Raw genomic sequence first — 15,469 nt, forward strand, 5'->3', positions numbered from 1 at the left:
CGTATTCAGAAGGCAGACAAAAAGCATGAAAGTTTACGCCGCACCGTTCGAGAAGTTCGTGAACCTGGCCGACGCGCGTCTGGGCACAAAGATCCTGTCGGTCACCGATGACTGGTTCGCCGATGCCAACCGACTGTTCCAGCCCACCCCAGCGGTCTGGAAAGAAGGCGTGTTCGATGACAACGGTAAATGGATGGACGGCTGGGAGTCGCGCCGAAAGCGTTTCGAGGGTTATGACAGCGCGGTAATCCGCCTCGGCGTGGCAGGCACGATCAAGGGCGTGGACATCGACACCTCGTTCTTCACCGGCAACTTCCCGCCTTCCGCTTCGCTGGAAGCGTGCTTTCTGGCGTCTGGCGAGCCGGACGAGAACACGGCATGGACCGAAGTGCTGTCATCGGTGGAACTGAAAGGCAACAGCCATCATTATCACGAGATCCATCACGACCAGGCGTTCAGCCATTTGCGCTTCAATATCTACCCGGACGGCGGTGTAGCCCGTTTGCGGGTGTACGGAGTGCCGCACCGCGACTGGTCGAAGGTCAGCGAAAGCGAGCAGATCGATCTGGTGGCCGCGCTCAATGGCGGCCGTTCGATTGCCTGTTCGGACGAGCATTACGGCAGCATGAGCAACATCCTCAACCCCGGTCGTGGCGTGAACATGGGCGATGGCTGGGAAACCGCGCGCCGTCGTACCCCCGGCAACGACTGGGTGATTGTGGCGTTGGGGCATAAGGGCGAGGTCGAGAAGGTCATCGTCGACACCCTGCACTTCAAGGGCAATTACCCGGACAGCTGTTCGATTCAGGGCGCATTCGTCAAAGGCGGCACTGACAGCCAGATCGAAACCCAGAGCCTGTTCTGGCGCGAACTGCTGCCAAGCCAGAAACTCACCATGCACGCCGAGCACGAGTTTGCCGAACAGATCAACGCCATCGGGCCGATCACCCACATCCGCCTGAATGTGTTTCCGGACGGCGGTGTGAGCCGGTTGCGGGTGCTGGGCAAGGTGTCCAGGTAAGGAGACGTAAGCTGATTCTCGTTCCCACGCTCCGCCTTGGCACGAGAGTCATGCATGCGAATGTGCAAATGACCAACCTCGAAACCATTAAAGAAGAACCCGCATGCGCACACTGACAATCGAGCCACTGACCAAAGAAGCGTTCGCGCCATTCGGTGATGTCATCGAAACCGATGGCAGCGATCACTTCATGATCAACAACGGCTCGACCATGCGTTTTCATCGTTTGGCCGACGTGCAGACCGCGCAACCGGAAGACAAGGCGATCATCAGTATTTTCCGCGCCGAAGCGCTGGACATGCCATTGACCATCGGCATGCTGGAGCGCCATCCGCTGGGCAGTCAGGCGTTCATCCCGCTGCTCGGCAACCGCTTTCTGATCGTGGTCGCGCCCATCGGCAACGCGCCCGAACCGGAACTGACCCGCGCTTTCGTCTCCAATGGCAGGCAAGGCGTCAATTACCATCGCGGCGTCTGGCACCATCCGGTGCTGACCATCGAAAAGCAGGATGACTTCCTGGTGGTTGATCGCAGTGGCTCCGGCAACAACTGCGACGAACATTATTTTGCAGAGGATCAGTTACTGGTTCTCGATCCCCACCCACTGGAAGGGTAAAATCGTGCTTGCACATCTGATGGAATGGCTGAATCTCGGCGTGCGCTGGATTCACATGATTGTGGGCGTCGCCTGGATCGGCGCTTCGTTCTACTTCGTCTGGCTGGAAAACAACCTGAACCGCAGCAATCCGCGCGACGGGCTGTCGGGCGATCTCTGGGCGATCCACGGTGGCGGCATTTACCATCTGGAAAAATACAAGCTCGCGCCACCGACCATGCCGGAAAACCTGCACTGGTTCAAATGGGAAGCCTATTCGACCTGGCTGTCCGGGGTCGCCTTGCTGTGCGTGGTGTTCTACGCCAACCCGACGCTGTACCTGTTGGCACCGGGCAGCAGCCTGAGCGGTGCCGAGGGCGTGCATATCGGCCTCGGCTCATTGTTCGTCGGCTGGTTCATCTACAGTTTTTTATGTGACTCGCCACTGGGCAAACGCCCTGCGCTGCTGGGCGTTGTCCTGTTCCTGCTGCTGGTCGCTGCGGCCTACGGGTTCAGCAAAATATTCAGCGGTCGTGGTGCGTACCTGCACGTGGGCGCGATCATGGGCACCATCATGGTCGGCAATGTGTTCCGCATCATCATGCCGGCACAACGCGCCTTGGTGGCGGCGATTGCGGAGAACCGTACGCCGGACCCGAGCCTGCCCGCCAAAGGCCTGCTGCGCTCCAGGCACAACAATTACTTCACCCTGCCCGTGCTGTTCATCATGATCAGCAACCACTTTCCGAGCACCTACGGCAGCCCCTACAACTGGCTGATCCTGGCCGGCATCGCGCTGCTGGCGGTGTTGGTGCGTCATTATTTCAATACACGACATGACAGCCATCGATTCGCCTGGACACTGCCAGTCGCGGCCTTGGGCATGCTGTGCCTGGCTTATGTCACCGGCCCCGCGCAACCGCCTGCGAAAGTCGTCTATCAGCCGCTGCCGGGCACGGCGGTCGGGGGCCACCGGGCCGATGAGCAGCCGCCGGCACCGGTCACTTCGCCGGCTCAGGCAGAACCTGCCAACGTCGCCGGGACGAACTTCAACACTGTGTATGACGTCATTCAGCAGCGCTGCACGGTCTGCCATTCGGCCACACCCACCAGCCAGCTGTTCAGCGTCGCCCCGGCCGGCGTGATGTTCGATACGCCCGAACAGATCCGGCAACAGGCACCGCGCATCAAGGCGCAGGCGGTTACCGCACCGATCATGCCGCTGGGCAACATCACCCAGATGACTCAGCAGGAACGCGAGCTGGTGGGCGCCTGGGTCGATCAGGGCGCACGCATCAACTGACACGACCGGGCACCTGCCCTGTTTTCGCTCCAGACGCCCTGCTCTGGAGCACTTGAGCGCGGCGATGCGACTCAGTATCCTCCGCCGCCGCTGGCAACCCGCACTGCCATTTTCCTGATCACTGAATCTGGCTGGACAGCCGACCGGCTCGCTGCCCGTTCAGCACCTTATTGACTCGAAAAATGGCGCCAAACCGACACATCGGTGCCGGTTTCACTATTACTTAAACTTTTTTCACGGATTGGCGCAGCTCTTGCTAACAACTCAAAGCTGACCAGACAGACAAATTATTGCAACCCCAGACAAGGCGTCACTCATAGAACGCCAGTCTGAACATCACGATCTATTCAAGGGGCTCACCACATGAACCGTACGTTTTCCAGTGTGTTACTGGCCAGCAGTCTGCTGTCCACCGCACCCGCCATGGCAGGGGATATCTTCCAGTGGCAGAGTAATAGCCTGACCTACCTCAATGGACGAGACTTTGCGGTCAACCCGGAAAATCAGCAAACGTTCACCTTTGAGCATGCGGACAGCTGGAAATACGGTGACAACTTTTTCTTCGTCGACAAGATCTTCTACAACGGCAAGAAAGACGCAAACGCTGGCGATAACACCTACTACGGCGAGTTCTCGCCGCGCTTGTCGCTGGGCAAGGTCTTTGGCCAGAAGTTCGAGTTCGGCCCGATCAGCGATGTGTTGATCGCGGCAACTTACGAGTTTGGTGAAGGCGATAACGAGTCGTACCTGATCGGTCCGGCGTTCGACTTGAAGATCCCGGGCTTCGATTACTTTCAGTTGAACTTCTACCAGCGTCAGACCGAAGGCAATCGTCCGGGTGATGGCGTATGGCAGATCACACCGGTCTGGTCCTACACCGTTCCTGTCGGCAAATCGGATGTTTTGATCGACGGCTTCATGGATTGGGTCGTGGACAACGACAAGACCTCGCGTGGCACTTACCACTCCAACCTGCACTTCAACCCGCAGATCAAATACGACCTGGGCAAGGCGCTGAATTACCCCGAGCGGCAGCTGTATGTCGGTATCGAATACGACTACTGGACCAACAAGTACGGCATCAAGGACACGCGATCGTTCGACACCGACCAGAACACCGCGAGCTTGCTGGTGAAAGTGTTCTTCTAAACGCGTCATGATGTTTGGCGGTGATGACGCTCGTTCCCGCGCTCCGCGCGGGAATCATTTCTAAACGCCCCGCCGCAATCACTCCCTCGCCGCGTTCCAGACTTTGCCCACCAGCGTCACGATCAGCACCAGCACCGCGCCGGCAACGATGCCCGCGATGGCGTCGATCAGGGTCGGGACGACCATCGACAGACCGCCCAAAGCACCCTGCGCCGCTTCAGTCACGCCTTCGACCCAGTGATGAGCGAACGGCAGGCCGTGAACCAGAATGCCGCCGCCGACCATGAACATGGCCGCAGTGCCCACGATCGATAGCACCTTCATCAACACCGGTGCCAGCCACAGCAACGCGCCGCCGAGCTTTTGCGCAAACGAGCTTGCGGTCTTTTTCAGGTAAAGGCCCAGGTCATCCAGTTTGACGATACCGGCCACCAGCCCGTAGACCCCGACGGTGATCAACACGGCCACGATGACCAGTACGCCGACCTGGTCCATGAACGGCCGGGCCGAAACGACGCCCAATGCCAGAACGATGATTTCCGCCGAGAGAATGAAGTCGGTGCGGATCGCGCCCTTGATGCGGTCTTTCTCGAACGCGACCATGTCCACTGAAGCGTCCGTAGCCGCCTGTTTGCGTTGATCGTGTTCCTCACCGGTTTCGGGATGCAGCCACTTATGGGCGATTTTTTCGAAACCTTCAAAACACAGAAATGCACCGCCAATCATCAGCAGCGGCAGAATCGCCCACGGCGCGAACGCGCTGATCAGCAATGCGGCAGGAACGAGAATCGCCTTGTTGAGCAATGACCCCTTGGCAACGGCCCAGACCACCGGCAGTTCGCGATCTGCCGTCACGCCTGTGACTTGCTGGGCATTGAGCGCCAGATCATCGCCCAGAACACCTGCGGTTTTCTTGGTGGCCAGCGCCACGTCATCCAGCAGCGTGGCAATATCGTCAAGCAGAGTAAGCAAGCTTCCAGCAGCCAAAATGAAAATCCTTGAGCAAGAAAAAAAGAAACAGCGCTTATAGCACCACACGCCGGGGTCAATCCTGTTGCAGCCCACACCTCTGACCTTCGTCAGGCGCGAACGTTTGACGACGCACACGGCAATACAGGCACGTTGAGCAACGATCAGATCGGCAAGTGAGTGGTCGACAACACCTGACGCAAGCCCATGAACGAACGGATCTGCCTGACACCGGGCAAATACAGCAACTGTTCGGCATGCAGACGGTTGAAACTCTGACTGTCTTTGGTGCGCAGCAGCATGAAGTAGTCAAACTCGCCGGTGACCACATGAAACTCCATGCAGCCGGACACGTTCTGCGCCGCCGCTTCGAATTGCGCAAACGAGTCTGGCGTCGAGCGGTCCAGGACCACGCCGATCAACACCACCATGCCGGCGTCCAGTACATCGCCATTAAGCAGCGCCACAACACCTTTGATGACACCCGCCTCTTTCAGCCGCTCGACACGCCTCAGGCAGGCAGGCGGGCTCAGCTTGACCTTCTCGGCCAGTGCCACATTGGAAATCGAAGCGTCGCGCTGCAACGTCTTCAGGATGGCGCGGTCGATCCTGTCCAGTGGCGGCGCTGCATCGGCACCTGGCTTTTTACTGCGTTCATTTATTGCTTTCATTATCGATTTCACAACATAAAAGTCTGTCTTGATACCCGGACACTAACGCTGATTTCGTCAATAGACAATTCTTTGCAACCACGATTATCGCGCTATTTCCTATGATAGGAGGCATCTCAGGCACCCGTCCAAGCGTCAAACCATCCATTGCCTGGATCAACCTTTCAACGGAGACCCGATATGAACCTCAGCAAGTTCAAGCGCTACCCTCTGACCTTTGGCCCTTCGCCCATTACCCCTTTGAAACGCTTGAGCGAGCATCTGGGCGGTAAAGTCGAGCTGTATGCCAAACGCGAGGACTGCAACAGCGGCCTGGCGTTCGGCGGCAACAAAACCCGCAAACTGGAGTATCTGGTTCCTGAGGCCATTGAGGGCGGTTACGACACGCTGGTGTCGATTGGCGGCATTCAGTCCAATCAGACCCGTCAGGTGGCAGCCGTCGCGGCGCACCTGGGCATGAAGTGCGTGCTGGTGCAGGAAAACTGGGTCAACTATTCCGATGCGCTGTATGACCGGGTCGGCAATATCGAAATGTCGCGCATCATGGGGGCCGATGTGCGCCTGGACTCGGCGGGCTTCGATATCGGTATCCGCCCGAGCTGGGAAAAGGCGATGGCCGATGTGGTTGAAAGCGGCGGTAAGCCGTTCCCGATTCCAGCCGGTTGCTCTGAACACCCCTACGGCGGTCTGGGTTTTGTGCGCTTTGCCGATGAGGTGCGTCAGCAGGAAGAAGAGCTGGGCTTCAAATTCGACTACATCGTGGTCTGCTCGGTCACCGGCAGTACCCACGCCGGTATGCTGGTGGGCTTCGCTGCCGATGGCCGTGCGCAACGGGTGATCGGTATCGATGCGTCAGCCAAGCCGGACAAAACCCGCGAGCAAGTGCTGCGCATTGCCCGAAACACCGCAAAACTGGTCGACCTGGGCCGTGAGATCACGGCCGAAGACGTGGTGCTCGACACCCGCTACGCCTACCCCGAATACGGCCTGCCCAACGACGGTACGCTGGAGGCAATCCGCCTCTGCGCCCGCCTCGAAGGCGTGCTGACCGATCCGGTCTACGAAGGCAAATCCATGCACGGGATGATCGACATGGTTCGCAACGGCGAATTTCCCGAAGGCTCGAAAGTGCTCTATGCCCACCTCGGCGGCGTACCGGCGCTGAATGCGTACAGCTTCCTGTTCAAGGATGGCTGAGCGGTAATTAAACGCGCTCTAAACCCGAAAATACTTCTGCATCGCCTGCGCCAGCAGACTCACCGCCTCGTCAGGCTGTGACGCGGGCGCTCGCAGGAACACGATTTCGTGCTCGGCGATCTCAGGGAGGTCGTTGAGGATCTGCATGGCGTCGGTCACACCGCTCCGATCAATAAGGCTGATCGCCAGGCCTGCTTCCACACAGGCCTTGATCGCCTGACTGGACGGGCTTTCCAGTACCACACGGGTTTTGCGGCCATCGTTTTTGAGGGACGCCATCATCGCCTCACGATAGGGGCACTGCGCCGCATGCACAGCAAGCGGCAACGGCTCTGTGGAGGCCCGTGTCATCGTGGCCGGCCCGACCCAAACGGGTTTGGTCGAGACCAGAAACACAGTGTCCGTATTCAACTGCCCCTTGGGCTGTGCGATGACCGCTGCCTGCAATTTTCCGCGCTGCACCTGCTCACGCAAGGTGTAACTGGGCGCGGTTTTCAACTCCAGCACCACATTGGGCCAGGCCGCCGCGAACACAGGCAGGATGTCGCGGATGACGTGAACGGCGTACTCGTCAGGTACGCCCAGCGTGATGCGCCCCGCCAGGTGAGTGCCGTGCAGGTCCGCCAGCACCCGGTCATGGGTGGACAACAATTCTGTCGTCGACACGAGCACACGCTTGCCCAGCGCCGTCAGGGACACTGCCTGATTGTCCCGGTCAAGCAAACGCCCGCCTGCCACTGCCTCAAGCCGCTGGATATGCACACTCACCGCTGCCGGGCTTTTGTGCAATTGCTCGGCTGCCGCAGAAAACTTGCCTGTCCGCACCACGGCATGAAAGGTGCGGACCAGCTCGATATCGAGAATGGCCGTCATGATTCATTTTTCCCGAACGACTGATGCACTTAATTTTGATTTATTAGACTACGCCCTTCTCGTAGCCTGTGTCGATGAATCAATACCTGTCGATCTCCCCGAGCGTTTCGCGGCCTGCTTGGCATCAGGCCATTCCTTTGCTGCTGCTTGAGGCAGCACTCGTGCTGACCTGGAGTTCCGGTTTTATAGGCGCGCGCTTTTCTCTTGATTACGCGCCGCCGCTGCTGGTGGTGTTCTGGCGTTGTGTGGTGGTCACGCTGATTCTGCTGCCGTTTGTGACCAAGCCCTTGAGGTCGGTCCCACCCGTGCTGCTGTTGAAGAACGCCGGCATCGGCCTGCTGGCGATGACGGGCTATGTGGCGGGCGTCACGCAGGGTATTGCGCTGGGCGTGCCGGCCGGGCTCGCTGCGCTTTTCGCCGATCTGCTGCCGATGGGCATGGCTTTGTTGGCAGCTGTCGTACTCGGCCAACGGCTGATCTGGCAAATCTGGGCGGGGCTGGTGGTCGGCCTGATTGGCGTGGTGCTGGTGACCTACAGCGCACTGGCGTGGGGCGATGCGCCGTTGTGGGCGTATGGCCTGCCACTGCTGGGGATGTTTTCACTGGCCATCGCCACGCTGTGGCAGAAGCACTCCACCATGCTGGAACCCATGAAGCTGCTCCCCAACCTGTGGCTGCAATGTTGCGTCTCGAGCGTCGCGTTCGCCATCATTCAGGGCACACAAGGCAGCCTGGCCCCGATCCCCAGCACAGGATTTGCGCTGAGCGTGATCTGGACAGTGGGGTTGGCGACTCTGGGCGGTTACGGGCTTTATTGGGTCTGCCTGCGTCGTGCGACGGCCACCCGGGTTGCCAGCGTCTTGTACCTGAGCCCGCCGGTGACGATGCTCTGGGCCTGGGCGATGTTTGACGAGCCGCTGTCCTGGCAGATCGCGTTCGGGATGGCAGTGTCGGGCGTCGGGGTGTGGATGGTTGTGCGGGCGGAGGCTCGGCAAGGCGCCTCGTGACCGTCTCACGAAGCGCCTTTATCAACGATTCAAATCTTGAAACGCGCAACCATGCTCTGCAAATCGCTGCCCAGACGAGCCAGCTCGACCGTCGAGGCGGCGCTCTGTTCGGTCGCGGAGGCAGACTGATCAGCGATGTCGCGAACGCTCAATACGCTGCGGTTGATCTCGTCAGTCACCGAGCTTTGTTGCTCGGCGGCAGCAGAAATCTGTTGGCTCATCTGTTCGATCGTGCCGATTGACTGGTTGATCTCCACCAGCGCCTGCTCAGCCTGGCGCGCCAGCACGACAGTGCCTTCGGTGCGTTGCAGGCTGGCGTCCATCAGGCCGGAAGCGGCACCTGTGCCCTGTTGCAGGGTCTGGATCAGCGCTTCGATTTCAGTGGTGGAGTTCTGGGTGCGCTGGGCCAGCGAACGGACTTCGTCGGCCACTACGGCAAAACCACGGCCCTGTTCACCAGCACGTGCGGCCTCGATGGCGGCGTTGAGCGCGAGCAGGTTGGTCTGTTCAGCGACCGCCTTGATCACGTCGATGACGCTGCCGATCTTGCTGCTGTCTTCGGTCAGGCGCTGCATGGCCTCACCCAGTTGTTTCACTTCGCCGGCCAGTTGGCCGATTTCGCGGGTGGCGTGCTGCACCACGCTGCTGCCGTGGGCCGCGCGCTCGCTGGCCTGTTTGGCAGCCCGCGAAGCGTCTTCGGTGTTGCGCGCCACTTCCTGAACGGTGGACGCCATCTGGTTCATGGCTGTCGCGACCTGGTCCACTTCATTTTTTTGCAGCGTGACACCGGCGCTGGTCTGCTCGCTGACGGCAGACAGCTCTTCGGCCGCGGTAGCAATCTGCGTGACGCCGTTGCCGATGCCGCCGATCAGGCTGCGCAGGGAAACGGTCATGTGCTGCATGGTGTTCTGCAACAGGCCCAATTCGTCCTGGCGGGTCGTACTGATGTCGTGAGTCAGGTCACCGTCGGCGATACGGCGTGCCGCAATGACCGTCTCGTTCAACGGCGCAGTGATCTGGCGGGTAATCAGAAAGGCAGCAAAAATGCCGATCAGCAGGACCACCACTGCCACGCTCAACAACTGCATGACGGCGGTGTTCTGTTCTTTCCTGGCACTGATGATCTGCTGCGCTGCCAGATCGTCGGCACGGGCCGCGGTGGCCACGGATTGCTGTTGCAGGTTGCCGCGTATCTGATCGGTCTGCTGAAGCATTTCCGAGATCGACGTCATCAGCACCTTGTATTGCTTCAACGCAACCAGCGCAGCATCGACCGCCGCATTGGCCTGAACGGGCAACTCGCTACGCGCGGCACTCACCTGCGCGATCAACGCGTCAGCCGCGTTATAGGTGGCCTGACGATTGTCGGCAGAAGGAATACTCAGATAACGGCGAAACACCAGACGAAAGTTGGTCATCCCGTTACGCAGGTCGCCAGCGATCTTGACCTGTTTGATCCCGGTCTCGTCCGGCGCACGCAAGGTATCGTCAATGGTCTTGTTCAGCAGGTTCTCGAAAGTGCCACTGACATCATCAGACACCTTGATAATCGGTTTCAGCGCGTCATCGACTTTCTGGTTGATGCCGACCAGTTGTTCGAAGGTCTGCTTGAGCCCCCCTACCTGTTCCTTGATGCCACGCAATTTTTCGAGGTTGCTCGACACGACAAACAGGCCCAACCCCTGATCGACACTGTGGTTCAACGTATCCAGCGCACTGGCGTAAGCCTGCACGCCCGCCGGGCTTGGGCCTGTGGCGTAGGCTTGTGCAGCAATTCGGGCACTCAGAACATCAGCCTTGATCTCGGCGACCTTGCCGCTTTTGCCCATGCGCTCGATCAGCAGATTGGTACTGGAGTAACCAATTGCGGTGACAGTCAGCACGCCCAGCAAAATGGCGGCAAAGCCCAGCCCAAGCTTCTTGCTGACTTTCAAGTTATCCAACCATTTTGCGCTCATTACGTGTGTGCCCTTGATTTTCGGAATGCCCGTAAATCGGCGTGGTCAGGGTTTACTTGATAGCGGTATTAGCCCGTTTGAACCGGGAACTAAAAGGAAACGCCGGGCACACCCCGGATTCAGGGAGCATGACGCCATGATGAAGATTTATTTAAGTGGCTCTGACACATATGTTTCAGATGACCGGTCAAACGGCTGATGCAGGGTCGAGCGGCATTACATCTGCAAGAACTGCATGACTGTCATCTTGCTGACCATCAACAGCACGATCATGAACATGCCTGCAAATCCAGCGATGCCGAGCCAGAACCAGAGCCGATACATCGCCCGAAACTGATCATTGAGCAGCGCGCCCGTGGTTGCGGCATGCGAGGCCAGTCGCTCAAGACGCTTTTGCAAAACCAGCACAGGCAACCATAACGCGCCGACGCAGACAAAGATGATCAACGACCCGATGATCCAGTCAGTCAGCAGCGACATGCCCGCCAGGCTGACCATTGCGTAGCCGGTAATGATCTGCACACAACCGGCTGGGGTGGTGATCCATGTGTCAAAGCGCACCACCATTCTGGCGACATGGGCGATCACAAACGGATTGCCGCTGCGGCTGGCGGCAATCAGATAAAGGTAGGACCCCATGCCGAACCCGAAGAGAAAAATGGCGGCGATGACATGCAGGTACTTCAGGTACAGGTAAAGCATCGTCAGCCCTTCCCTGTCTCGAAATGCACATCCAGACGAATATTCGAAGGCTCGTCGATGGCCGCGAGGTACTCGTCCACGGTGACCTCCCCCACGCAGGCGCGCGCCCCCGGTTGCGGACGATAGCCTGCTGCCATTTTTGCACTCAGGGCCACCGCCGCACAGCTGGGGATTTCAGGCCCCTTGTCATTCAGTGCTGTCAGTTGCGCGCGCATTCGCAGCGGTTGACCGTCCGGTCCTGCGCCATCGACATCGATGTACATCGCGCTTTTTCGATCACCCAGGTGTTCGAAACGTGTTCCCCACCGATGCAGTCGAACAGCCCACGGCGCAGGATCGCGGACCAGCCCGATACGGACTGCCAGCGCCAGCAGCCAGGTCGCAATCACCCCCGACCGAAGCCCGGAGCCCGCCTTGAAACTCAGGTTCTGCGCCGCATAGCGCGTGGCAAAAACATCGATATCGGGGGCATCGACATTGGCCAGCAACCGAGTGCCCATGCCCGGCATCCGGCGCAGGGTCAGGTCCATCCAGCCCGGCACTTCATGCACCTGACCGTCCTTGAGCTGCCGGATGGGCTTGCCTGCATAGGCCAGCACGCCGAGCACCGTGGAGACTCCCGGCATCTTCGCGGCCGATGAAATGCCGTGCGCTATCGAATCAATGCGCAGAAAACGCTGACGGTGCTGATCGATGATGGCTGCTGACAGCGTGGGCACCGAACTGCAGCCGCTCAGCAGGCTGACACCGGCATCGCGGGCAGCGGCGTCAAGCGTGGCGATGCCGGAGACGAAGGTCCGGCAGTCCGACAGGTCGCAATAATTGACCCCCGCCTCGATGCAATGCTGCGCCACCGCGTAGGATTGCCCCTGAAAAGGCCCCGCCCTGTGAACCACCAGATCAATGCCCAACGTACGAAGTTCGCCGCCTTTGCCCTCAGCCATGACATCCACACACCAGCTTTGACAGGCCTTGCCGCCCATGGCCTCCAGCTCGGCAACCTTCATCGCCAGCTTGCGGCTGTCACGGCCTGAAATAACCAGCTCGATACCCGGCATCATCACCAGATGGTTGCAGATCAGACTGCCGAAATTACCGTAGCCGCCGATGACCAATACCCGAAATGCCATTTATCGTCCTTGATGCACTGAAAGAGTGATGAGCTTGATACACGAACAACGGCGGACATTATTGATCATCGGAGGCATGCAGACTAATAAAACCAGTGGCTTTTCTGATCCTTCAAAGCGCACCTGAGCGTCAGCGGCTTTCGCATGTCACCGGCACAGGCCAAAGCGGTTTGCCTGCCGAGCCGTTTGAAGACGGTTGAGGGACATCAACCGCTGCGGCAAGCGGGTACGTAGCAGCGGTTTGTATAACAAACGCTTCTCAGCCCTGTCATTTGTGACAGTTCACACAGGTGATCGGATCTTTTACCGTGGAGGTGCTGAACTAAATCCTCCACCATCAAGGAACGATCATGATTATTGTATTCGGCGAAAAAACTGCCTATCCCGCGCCGTCTGTGCCGGCGGGCGAGATTGTAAAAGGGAAACCTGTCAACGTAGCATTTGATATGTCCCAATCCGGAAACGGGTTGCCTTATGAATTTGAAGTCGTACTTATCAATCAAAACAACCTAGGACAGTTTTCCGATAAACGCCCATTTACCCCGTCTCGTCCCATCGAAATAGAGACCGCCCCCATCAAATTTTTTGAGGTCGGCGACCGCGTGCAGGTCTACGCCAGGCTTTATTACAACGTTCCAAGCACCGATCAAATCATGCTTATTGAAACGCCTCGGTCTGACGCTTATGACGTGACTGCGTGAAACAACGAATCATGCGGTGTTCGGGATCACTTCTTCGATTGAAACGGGAAGCAGACCCGTCGGATGTCGAGATTCGCCTTGGATGTACGCGATAAGAAATGCCCTGCATCGTTCGACGCGAGGGCATTGCCGGCGCGCAAGCACTTTACGAGCGCATGGGGTTTGTCGCGTTTGGTGTCGAGCCGTTTGCAGTGGCCGTGGATACCGGGTTTGTGTCCAAGGTCCATATGTGGAAAGCGCTGCGGGAGTGACCTTCCAGGCGGGCTGATGTTTGCGGCTCTTTCGTGATGTCATCAGCAGCCGAGCGCATCGGCGACGTCGGTCAGCGAATCGGCGATCAGGTCCCAGTCCTGTTCGGCGGTCAGATCGGAAGTCTGGTCCGCACCATGCTCGAATGGGCGTCTGACGAAAATCGACTTGAAGCCATTTGCACGGGCCGCCGCCAGGTCGGCATTGTGCGCAGCAACCATGGCCACCGCTTCAGGCGCCAGACCTGCCGCTTTGGCAGACTTCAGGTACGTCTGCGGCTGCGGTTTGTAGGTGCCCGCGATTTCCGCGCCAAGGATGACGTCCCAAGGCAAACCGCCAAACTTCGCCAGATTCAGCATGCCCGCAATGTGCCCGTTTGAAATCGTACCTATCGAGAACCTGCGCTTTAACCGTGTGAGACCGGCGACGGAATCAGGCCAGGGGTCCAGTTTTTCCCAGGCCTTGTTCAGCTCGGCCAGCTCAGCGTCATGGATGCGGCTGAAATCCACATGATGACGGGAAAGAACCGTTTCAAGGTTTTCCCGGTTCAGAACATCGAGGGTCACGAATGGACGCTCGCCAGAACGCACGCGCTGCATGGACGGCTGATACAGCCCGCGCCATTGGTCAGCAAAGTCGAGGGGATCGATTTTTATGCCGTGGTGTTCCAGAAAAGGCGCGGCGGCTCGTGCGACACCGTTTCGCCAATCCACGACTGTGCCGAAGACGTCAAAACCCAGAAAACCCGTCTGTTCCAGTGCGGCCATAATGTTTGCTCCAAGAATAGGCATGATCACTTATAGCCGATCAGAAAACACATTTCCCCCAACTGAAGAGGTTATGAGCGGTCAGAACCGGCAAGACCCGCTTGATACCCCGCTGAGTGCTCGAACTCGACAGGTAACGGGCCCATTGATGATTGACGGAGAACGCCATGAAATACGTGAAGCTTGGTCATACAGGACTGGACATTTCCAGACTGTGCCTCGGGTGCATGACCTTTGGTGAGCCTGATGCTGGCACACACCCCTGGACACTGGACGAAGAGGCCAGCCGGCCCATCATCAAACGCGCAGTGGAGCATGGCATCAACTTTTTCGACACCGCCAACAGCTATTCGGCAGGCACGTCTGAAATCATCGTTGGAAAGCTGCTGAAGGAATTCACGCGCCGTGAGGAAACCGTCATTGCGACGAAGGTATTTTTTCCGGCAAACATGTGGGAAGGCTCGACAAGGCCCAACGACAAGGGGCTGTCTCGCAAAGCGATCATGACCAACATCGATGCCAGTCTGCAGCGGCTCGGCACCGACTACATCGATTTGTACCAGATTCACCGCTGGGACTACGAAACGCCGATTGAAGAAACCATGGAAGCGTTGCATGACGTCGTGAAGGCAGGCAAAGCCAGGTACATCGGCGCTTCATCCATGTATGCCTGGCAGTTCGCCAAGGCTCAGCAAGTGGCTGTGGCAAACGGGTGGAGCACGTTCGTTTCCATGCAGAACTACCTGAACCTGGTGTATCGGGAAGAGGAGCGAGAGATGATCCCGCTGTGCCTTGATCAAGGCGTCGGGCTCATGCCCTGGAGCCCTATGGCACGTGGCAGGCTGACGCGGCCGCAGGGTCAGCAGACCGAACGCACCAGGACTGATATCTCCGGGCAGTCGTTCTACGAGGCGACGGAACAGGAAGACGGCCGGGTCATTGATGTTGTGGAGCAGATTGCCGGAGAGCGAGGCGTGCCGATGGCGCAAATCGCGTTGGCCTGGGTGCTGGCCAAACGCGGTGTATCAGCCCCTATTGTGGGTGCCTCCAAGGCCACTCAGCTGGATGATGCTATAGCAGCGCTTGAGCTGGAGCTCAGCAACGATGACATCAATCGCCTCGAGGCCCCTTACGTACCTCACGCGGTGACCGGGTTTTCCTGAACCCGGCCTGGCGC

Annotated in this window: 15 protein-coding genes and 2 pseudogenes; 9 read left to right on the forward strand and 8 right to left on the reverse strand. The window is 58.6% G+C overall.

Annotation, left to right across the window (positions count from 1 at the left end):
• The first annotated feature begins 25 nt into the window (after positions 1–25).
• From alc to BW686_RS06480, 4 genes are all read left to right on the forward strand, one after another.
• Positions 26–1,021, forward strand: a complete 996-nt coding sequence (gene alc / locus BW686_RS06465) for an allantoicase (protein WP_084915523.1) — start codon at positions 26–28, stop codon at positions 1,019–1,021.
• 103 nt (positions 1,022–1,124) lie between these two features.
• Positions 1,125–1,637 (forward strand): ureidoglycolate lyase, encoded by a 513-nt coding sequence (locus BW686_RS06470; protein ID WP_084915524.1) that lies wholly within the window; start codon positions 1,125–1,127, stop codon positions 1,635–1,637.
• A gap of 4 nt (positions 1,638–1,641) precedes the next feature.
• Complete coding sequence (locus tag BW686_RS06475; RefSeq protein WP_084915525.1) at positions 1,642–2,919, forward strand: urate hydroxylase PuuD; 1,278 nt, start codon at positions 1,642–1,644, stop codon at positions 2,917–2,919.
• Between the two features lie 363 nt (positions 2,920–3,282).
• On the forward strand, positions 3,283–4,068 hold the full coding sequence (locus BW686_RS06480; protein ID WP_084915526.1) for an outer membrane protein OmpK: 786 nt from the start codon (positions 3,283–3,285) through the stop codon (positions 4,066–4,068).
• A 78-nt stretch (positions 4,069–4,146) separates the two neighbouring features.
• Here BW686_RS06480 and BW686_RS06485 read toward each other — a convergent pair whose 3' ends face one another.
• Positions 4,147–5,055 (reverse strand): DUF808 domain-containing protein, encoded by a 909-nt coding sequence (locus tag BW686_RS06485; RefSeq protein ID WP_084915527.1) that lies wholly within the window; start codon positions 5,053–5,055, stop codon positions 4,147–4,149.
• Between the two features lie 146 nt (positions 5,056–5,201).
• Positions 5,202–5,708, reverse strand: coding sequence for an Lrp/AsnC family transcriptional regulator (locus BW686_RS06490; RefSeq protein WP_084915528.1), 507 nt, complete (start codon positions 5,706–5,708; stop codon positions 5,202–5,204).
• Between the two features lie 180 nt (positions 5,709–5,888).
• On the opposite strand from BW686_RS06490, the gene BW686_RS06495 reads away from it, so the two are divergent.
• Positions 5,889–6,905 (forward strand): 1-aminocyclopropane-1-carboxylate deaminase, encoded by a 1,017-nt coding sequence (locus tag BW686_RS06495; protein WP_084915529.1) that lies wholly within the window; start codon positions 5,889–5,891, stop codon positions 6,903–6,905.
• 18 nt (positions 6,906–6,923) lie between these two features.
• Here BW686_RS06495 and BW686_RS06500 read toward each other — a convergent pair whose 3' ends face one another.
• Positions 6,924–7,778, reverse strand: a complete 855-nt coding sequence (locus BW686_RS06500; protein ID WP_084915530.1) for a LysR family transcriptional regulator — start codon at positions 7,776–7,778, stop codon at positions 6,924–6,926.
• Positions 7,779–7,852: 74 nt separating this feature from the next.
• Between BW686_RS06500 and BW686_RS06505 the strand changes: the two genes are divergently transcribed.
• Complete coding sequence (locus tag BW686_RS06505; RefSeq protein WP_084915531.1) at positions 7,853–8,785, forward strand: DMT family transporter; 933 nt, start codon at positions 7,853–7,855, stop codon at positions 8,783–8,785.
• Positions 8,786–8,814: 29 nt separating this feature from the next.
• On the opposite strand, the gene BW686_RS27400 is transcribed toward BW686_RS06505, so the two are convergent.
• From BW686_RS27400 to BW686_RS06520, 4 genes and pseudogenes are all read right to left on the reverse strand, one after another.
• Entirely contained in the window at positions 8,815–9,687 is an 873-nt protein-coding gene (locus BW686_RS27400; RefSeq protein WP_373270986.1) for a methyl-accepting chemotaxis protein, read from the reverse strand.
• Positions 9,688–9,720: 33 nt separating this feature from the next.
• Positions 9,721–10,743 (reverse strand): annotated as a pseudogene (locus BW686_RS27405) (methyl-accepting chemotaxis protein); the annotation flags it as partial.
• A gap of 216 nt (positions 10,744–10,959) precedes the next feature.
• Entirely contained in the window at positions 10,960–11,445 is a 486-nt protein-coding gene (locus BW686_RS06515) for a DUF2269 family protein (RefSeq protein WP_084915533.1), read from the reverse strand.
• A gap of 2 nt (positions 11,446–11,447) precedes the next feature.
• A complete protein-coding gene (locus BW686_RS06520) occupies positions 11,448–12,575 on the reverse strand; it encodes a saccharopine dehydrogenase NADP-binding domain-containing protein (RefSeq protein WP_084915534.1) in 1,128 nt (375 codons plus the stop codon).
• Positions 12,576–12,925: 350 nt separating this feature from the next.
• Between BW686_RS06520 and BW686_RS06525 the strand changes: the two genes are divergently transcribed.
• Positions 12,926–13,276: a hypothetical protein gene (locus tag BW686_RS06525; RefSeq protein ID WP_084915535.1), complete on the forward strand. Its 351-nt coding sequence runs from the start codon at positions 12,926–12,928 to the stop codon at positions 13,274–13,276.
• Between the two features lie 119 nt (positions 13,277–13,395).
• Positions 13,396–13,527 (forward strand): annotated as a pseudogene (locus BW686_RS06530) (GNAT family N-acetyltransferase); the annotation flags it as partial.
• A 42-nt stretch (positions 13,528–13,569) separates the two neighbouring features.
• On the opposite strand, the gene BW686_RS06535 reads toward BW686_RS06530, so the two are convergent.
• Complete coding sequence (locus BW686_RS06535; protein WP_084915536.1) at positions 13,570–14,292, reverse strand: haloacid dehalogenase type II; 723 nt, start codon at positions 14,290–14,292, stop codon at positions 13,570–13,572.
• A 167-nt stretch (positions 14,293–14,459) separates the two neighbouring features.
• Between BW686_RS06535 and BW686_RS06540 the strand changes: the two genes are divergently transcribed.
• Positions 14,460–15,455: an aldo/keto reductase gene (locus tag BW686_RS06540; protein ID WP_084915537.1), complete on the forward strand. Its 996-nt coding sequence runs from the start codon at positions 14,460–14,462 to the stop codon at positions 15,453–15,455.
• Positions 15,456–15,469: the final 14 nt, after the last annotated feature.

Origin of the sequence: Pseudomonas syringae (genome assembly GCF_002157375.1) — a bacterium.
In the GTDB taxonomy this organism is placed as follows: Bacteria; Pseudomonadota; Gammaproteobacteria; order Pseudomonadales; family Pseudomonadaceae; genus Aquipseudomonas; species Aquipseudomonas syringae_T.

Excerpts from the sequence above, each read along its gene's own strand:
- BW686_RS06505 (WP_084915531.1), top strand. The coding sequence starts at position 7,853 with ATGAATCAATACCTGTCGATCTCCCCGAGCGTTTCGCGGCCTGCTTGG.
- alc (WP_084915523.1), top strand. The coding sequence starts at position 26 with ATGAAAGTTTACGCCGCACCGTTCGAGAAGTTCGTGAACCTGGCCGAC.
- BW686_RS06520 (WP_084915534.1), bottom strand. The coding sequence starts at position 12,575 with ATGGCATTTCGGGTATTGGTCATCGGCGGCTACGGTAATTTCGGCAGT.
- BW686_RS06540 (WP_084915537.1), top strand. The coding sequence starts at position 14,460 with ATGAAATACGTGAAGCTTGGTCATACAGGACTGGACATTTCCAGACTG.
- BW686_RS06490 (WP_084915528.1), bottom strand. The coding sequence starts at position 5,708 with ATGAAAGCAATAAATGAACGCAGTAAAAAGCCAGGTGCCGATGCAGCG.
- BW686_RS06495 (WP_084915529.1), top strand. The coding sequence starts at position 5,889 with ATGAACCTCAGCAAGTTCAAGCGCTACCCTCTGACCTTTGGCCCTTCG.
- BW686_RS27400 (WP_373270986.1), bottom strand. The coding sequence starts at position 9,687 with ATGCAGCACATGACCGTTTCCCTGCGCAGCCTGATCGGCGGCATCGGC.
- BW686_RS06480 (WP_084915526.1), top strand. The coding sequence starts at position 3,283 with ATGAACCGTACGTTTTCCAGTGTGTTACTGGCCAGCAGTCTGCTGTCC.
- BW686_RS06500 (WP_084915530.1), bottom strand. The coding sequence starts at position 7,778 with ATGACGGCCATTCTCGATATCGAGCTGGTCCGCACCTTTCATGCCGTG.
- BW686_RS06470 (WP_084915524.1), top strand. The coding sequence starts at position 1,125 with ATGCGCACACTGACAATCGAGCCACTGACCAAAGAAGCGTTCGCGCCA.
- BW686_RS06535 (WP_084915536.1), bottom strand. The coding sequence starts at position 14,292 with ATGGCCGCACTGGAACAGACGGGTTTTCTGGGTTTTGACGTCTTCGGC.
- BW686_RS06515 (WP_084915533.1), bottom strand. The coding sequence starts at position 11,445 with ATGCTTTACCTGTACCTGAAGTACCTGCATGTCATCGCCGCCATTTTT.
- BW686_RS06525 (WP_084915535.1), top strand. The coding sequence starts at position 12,926 with ATGATTATTGTATTCGGCGAAAAAACTGCCTATCCCGCGCCGTCTGTG.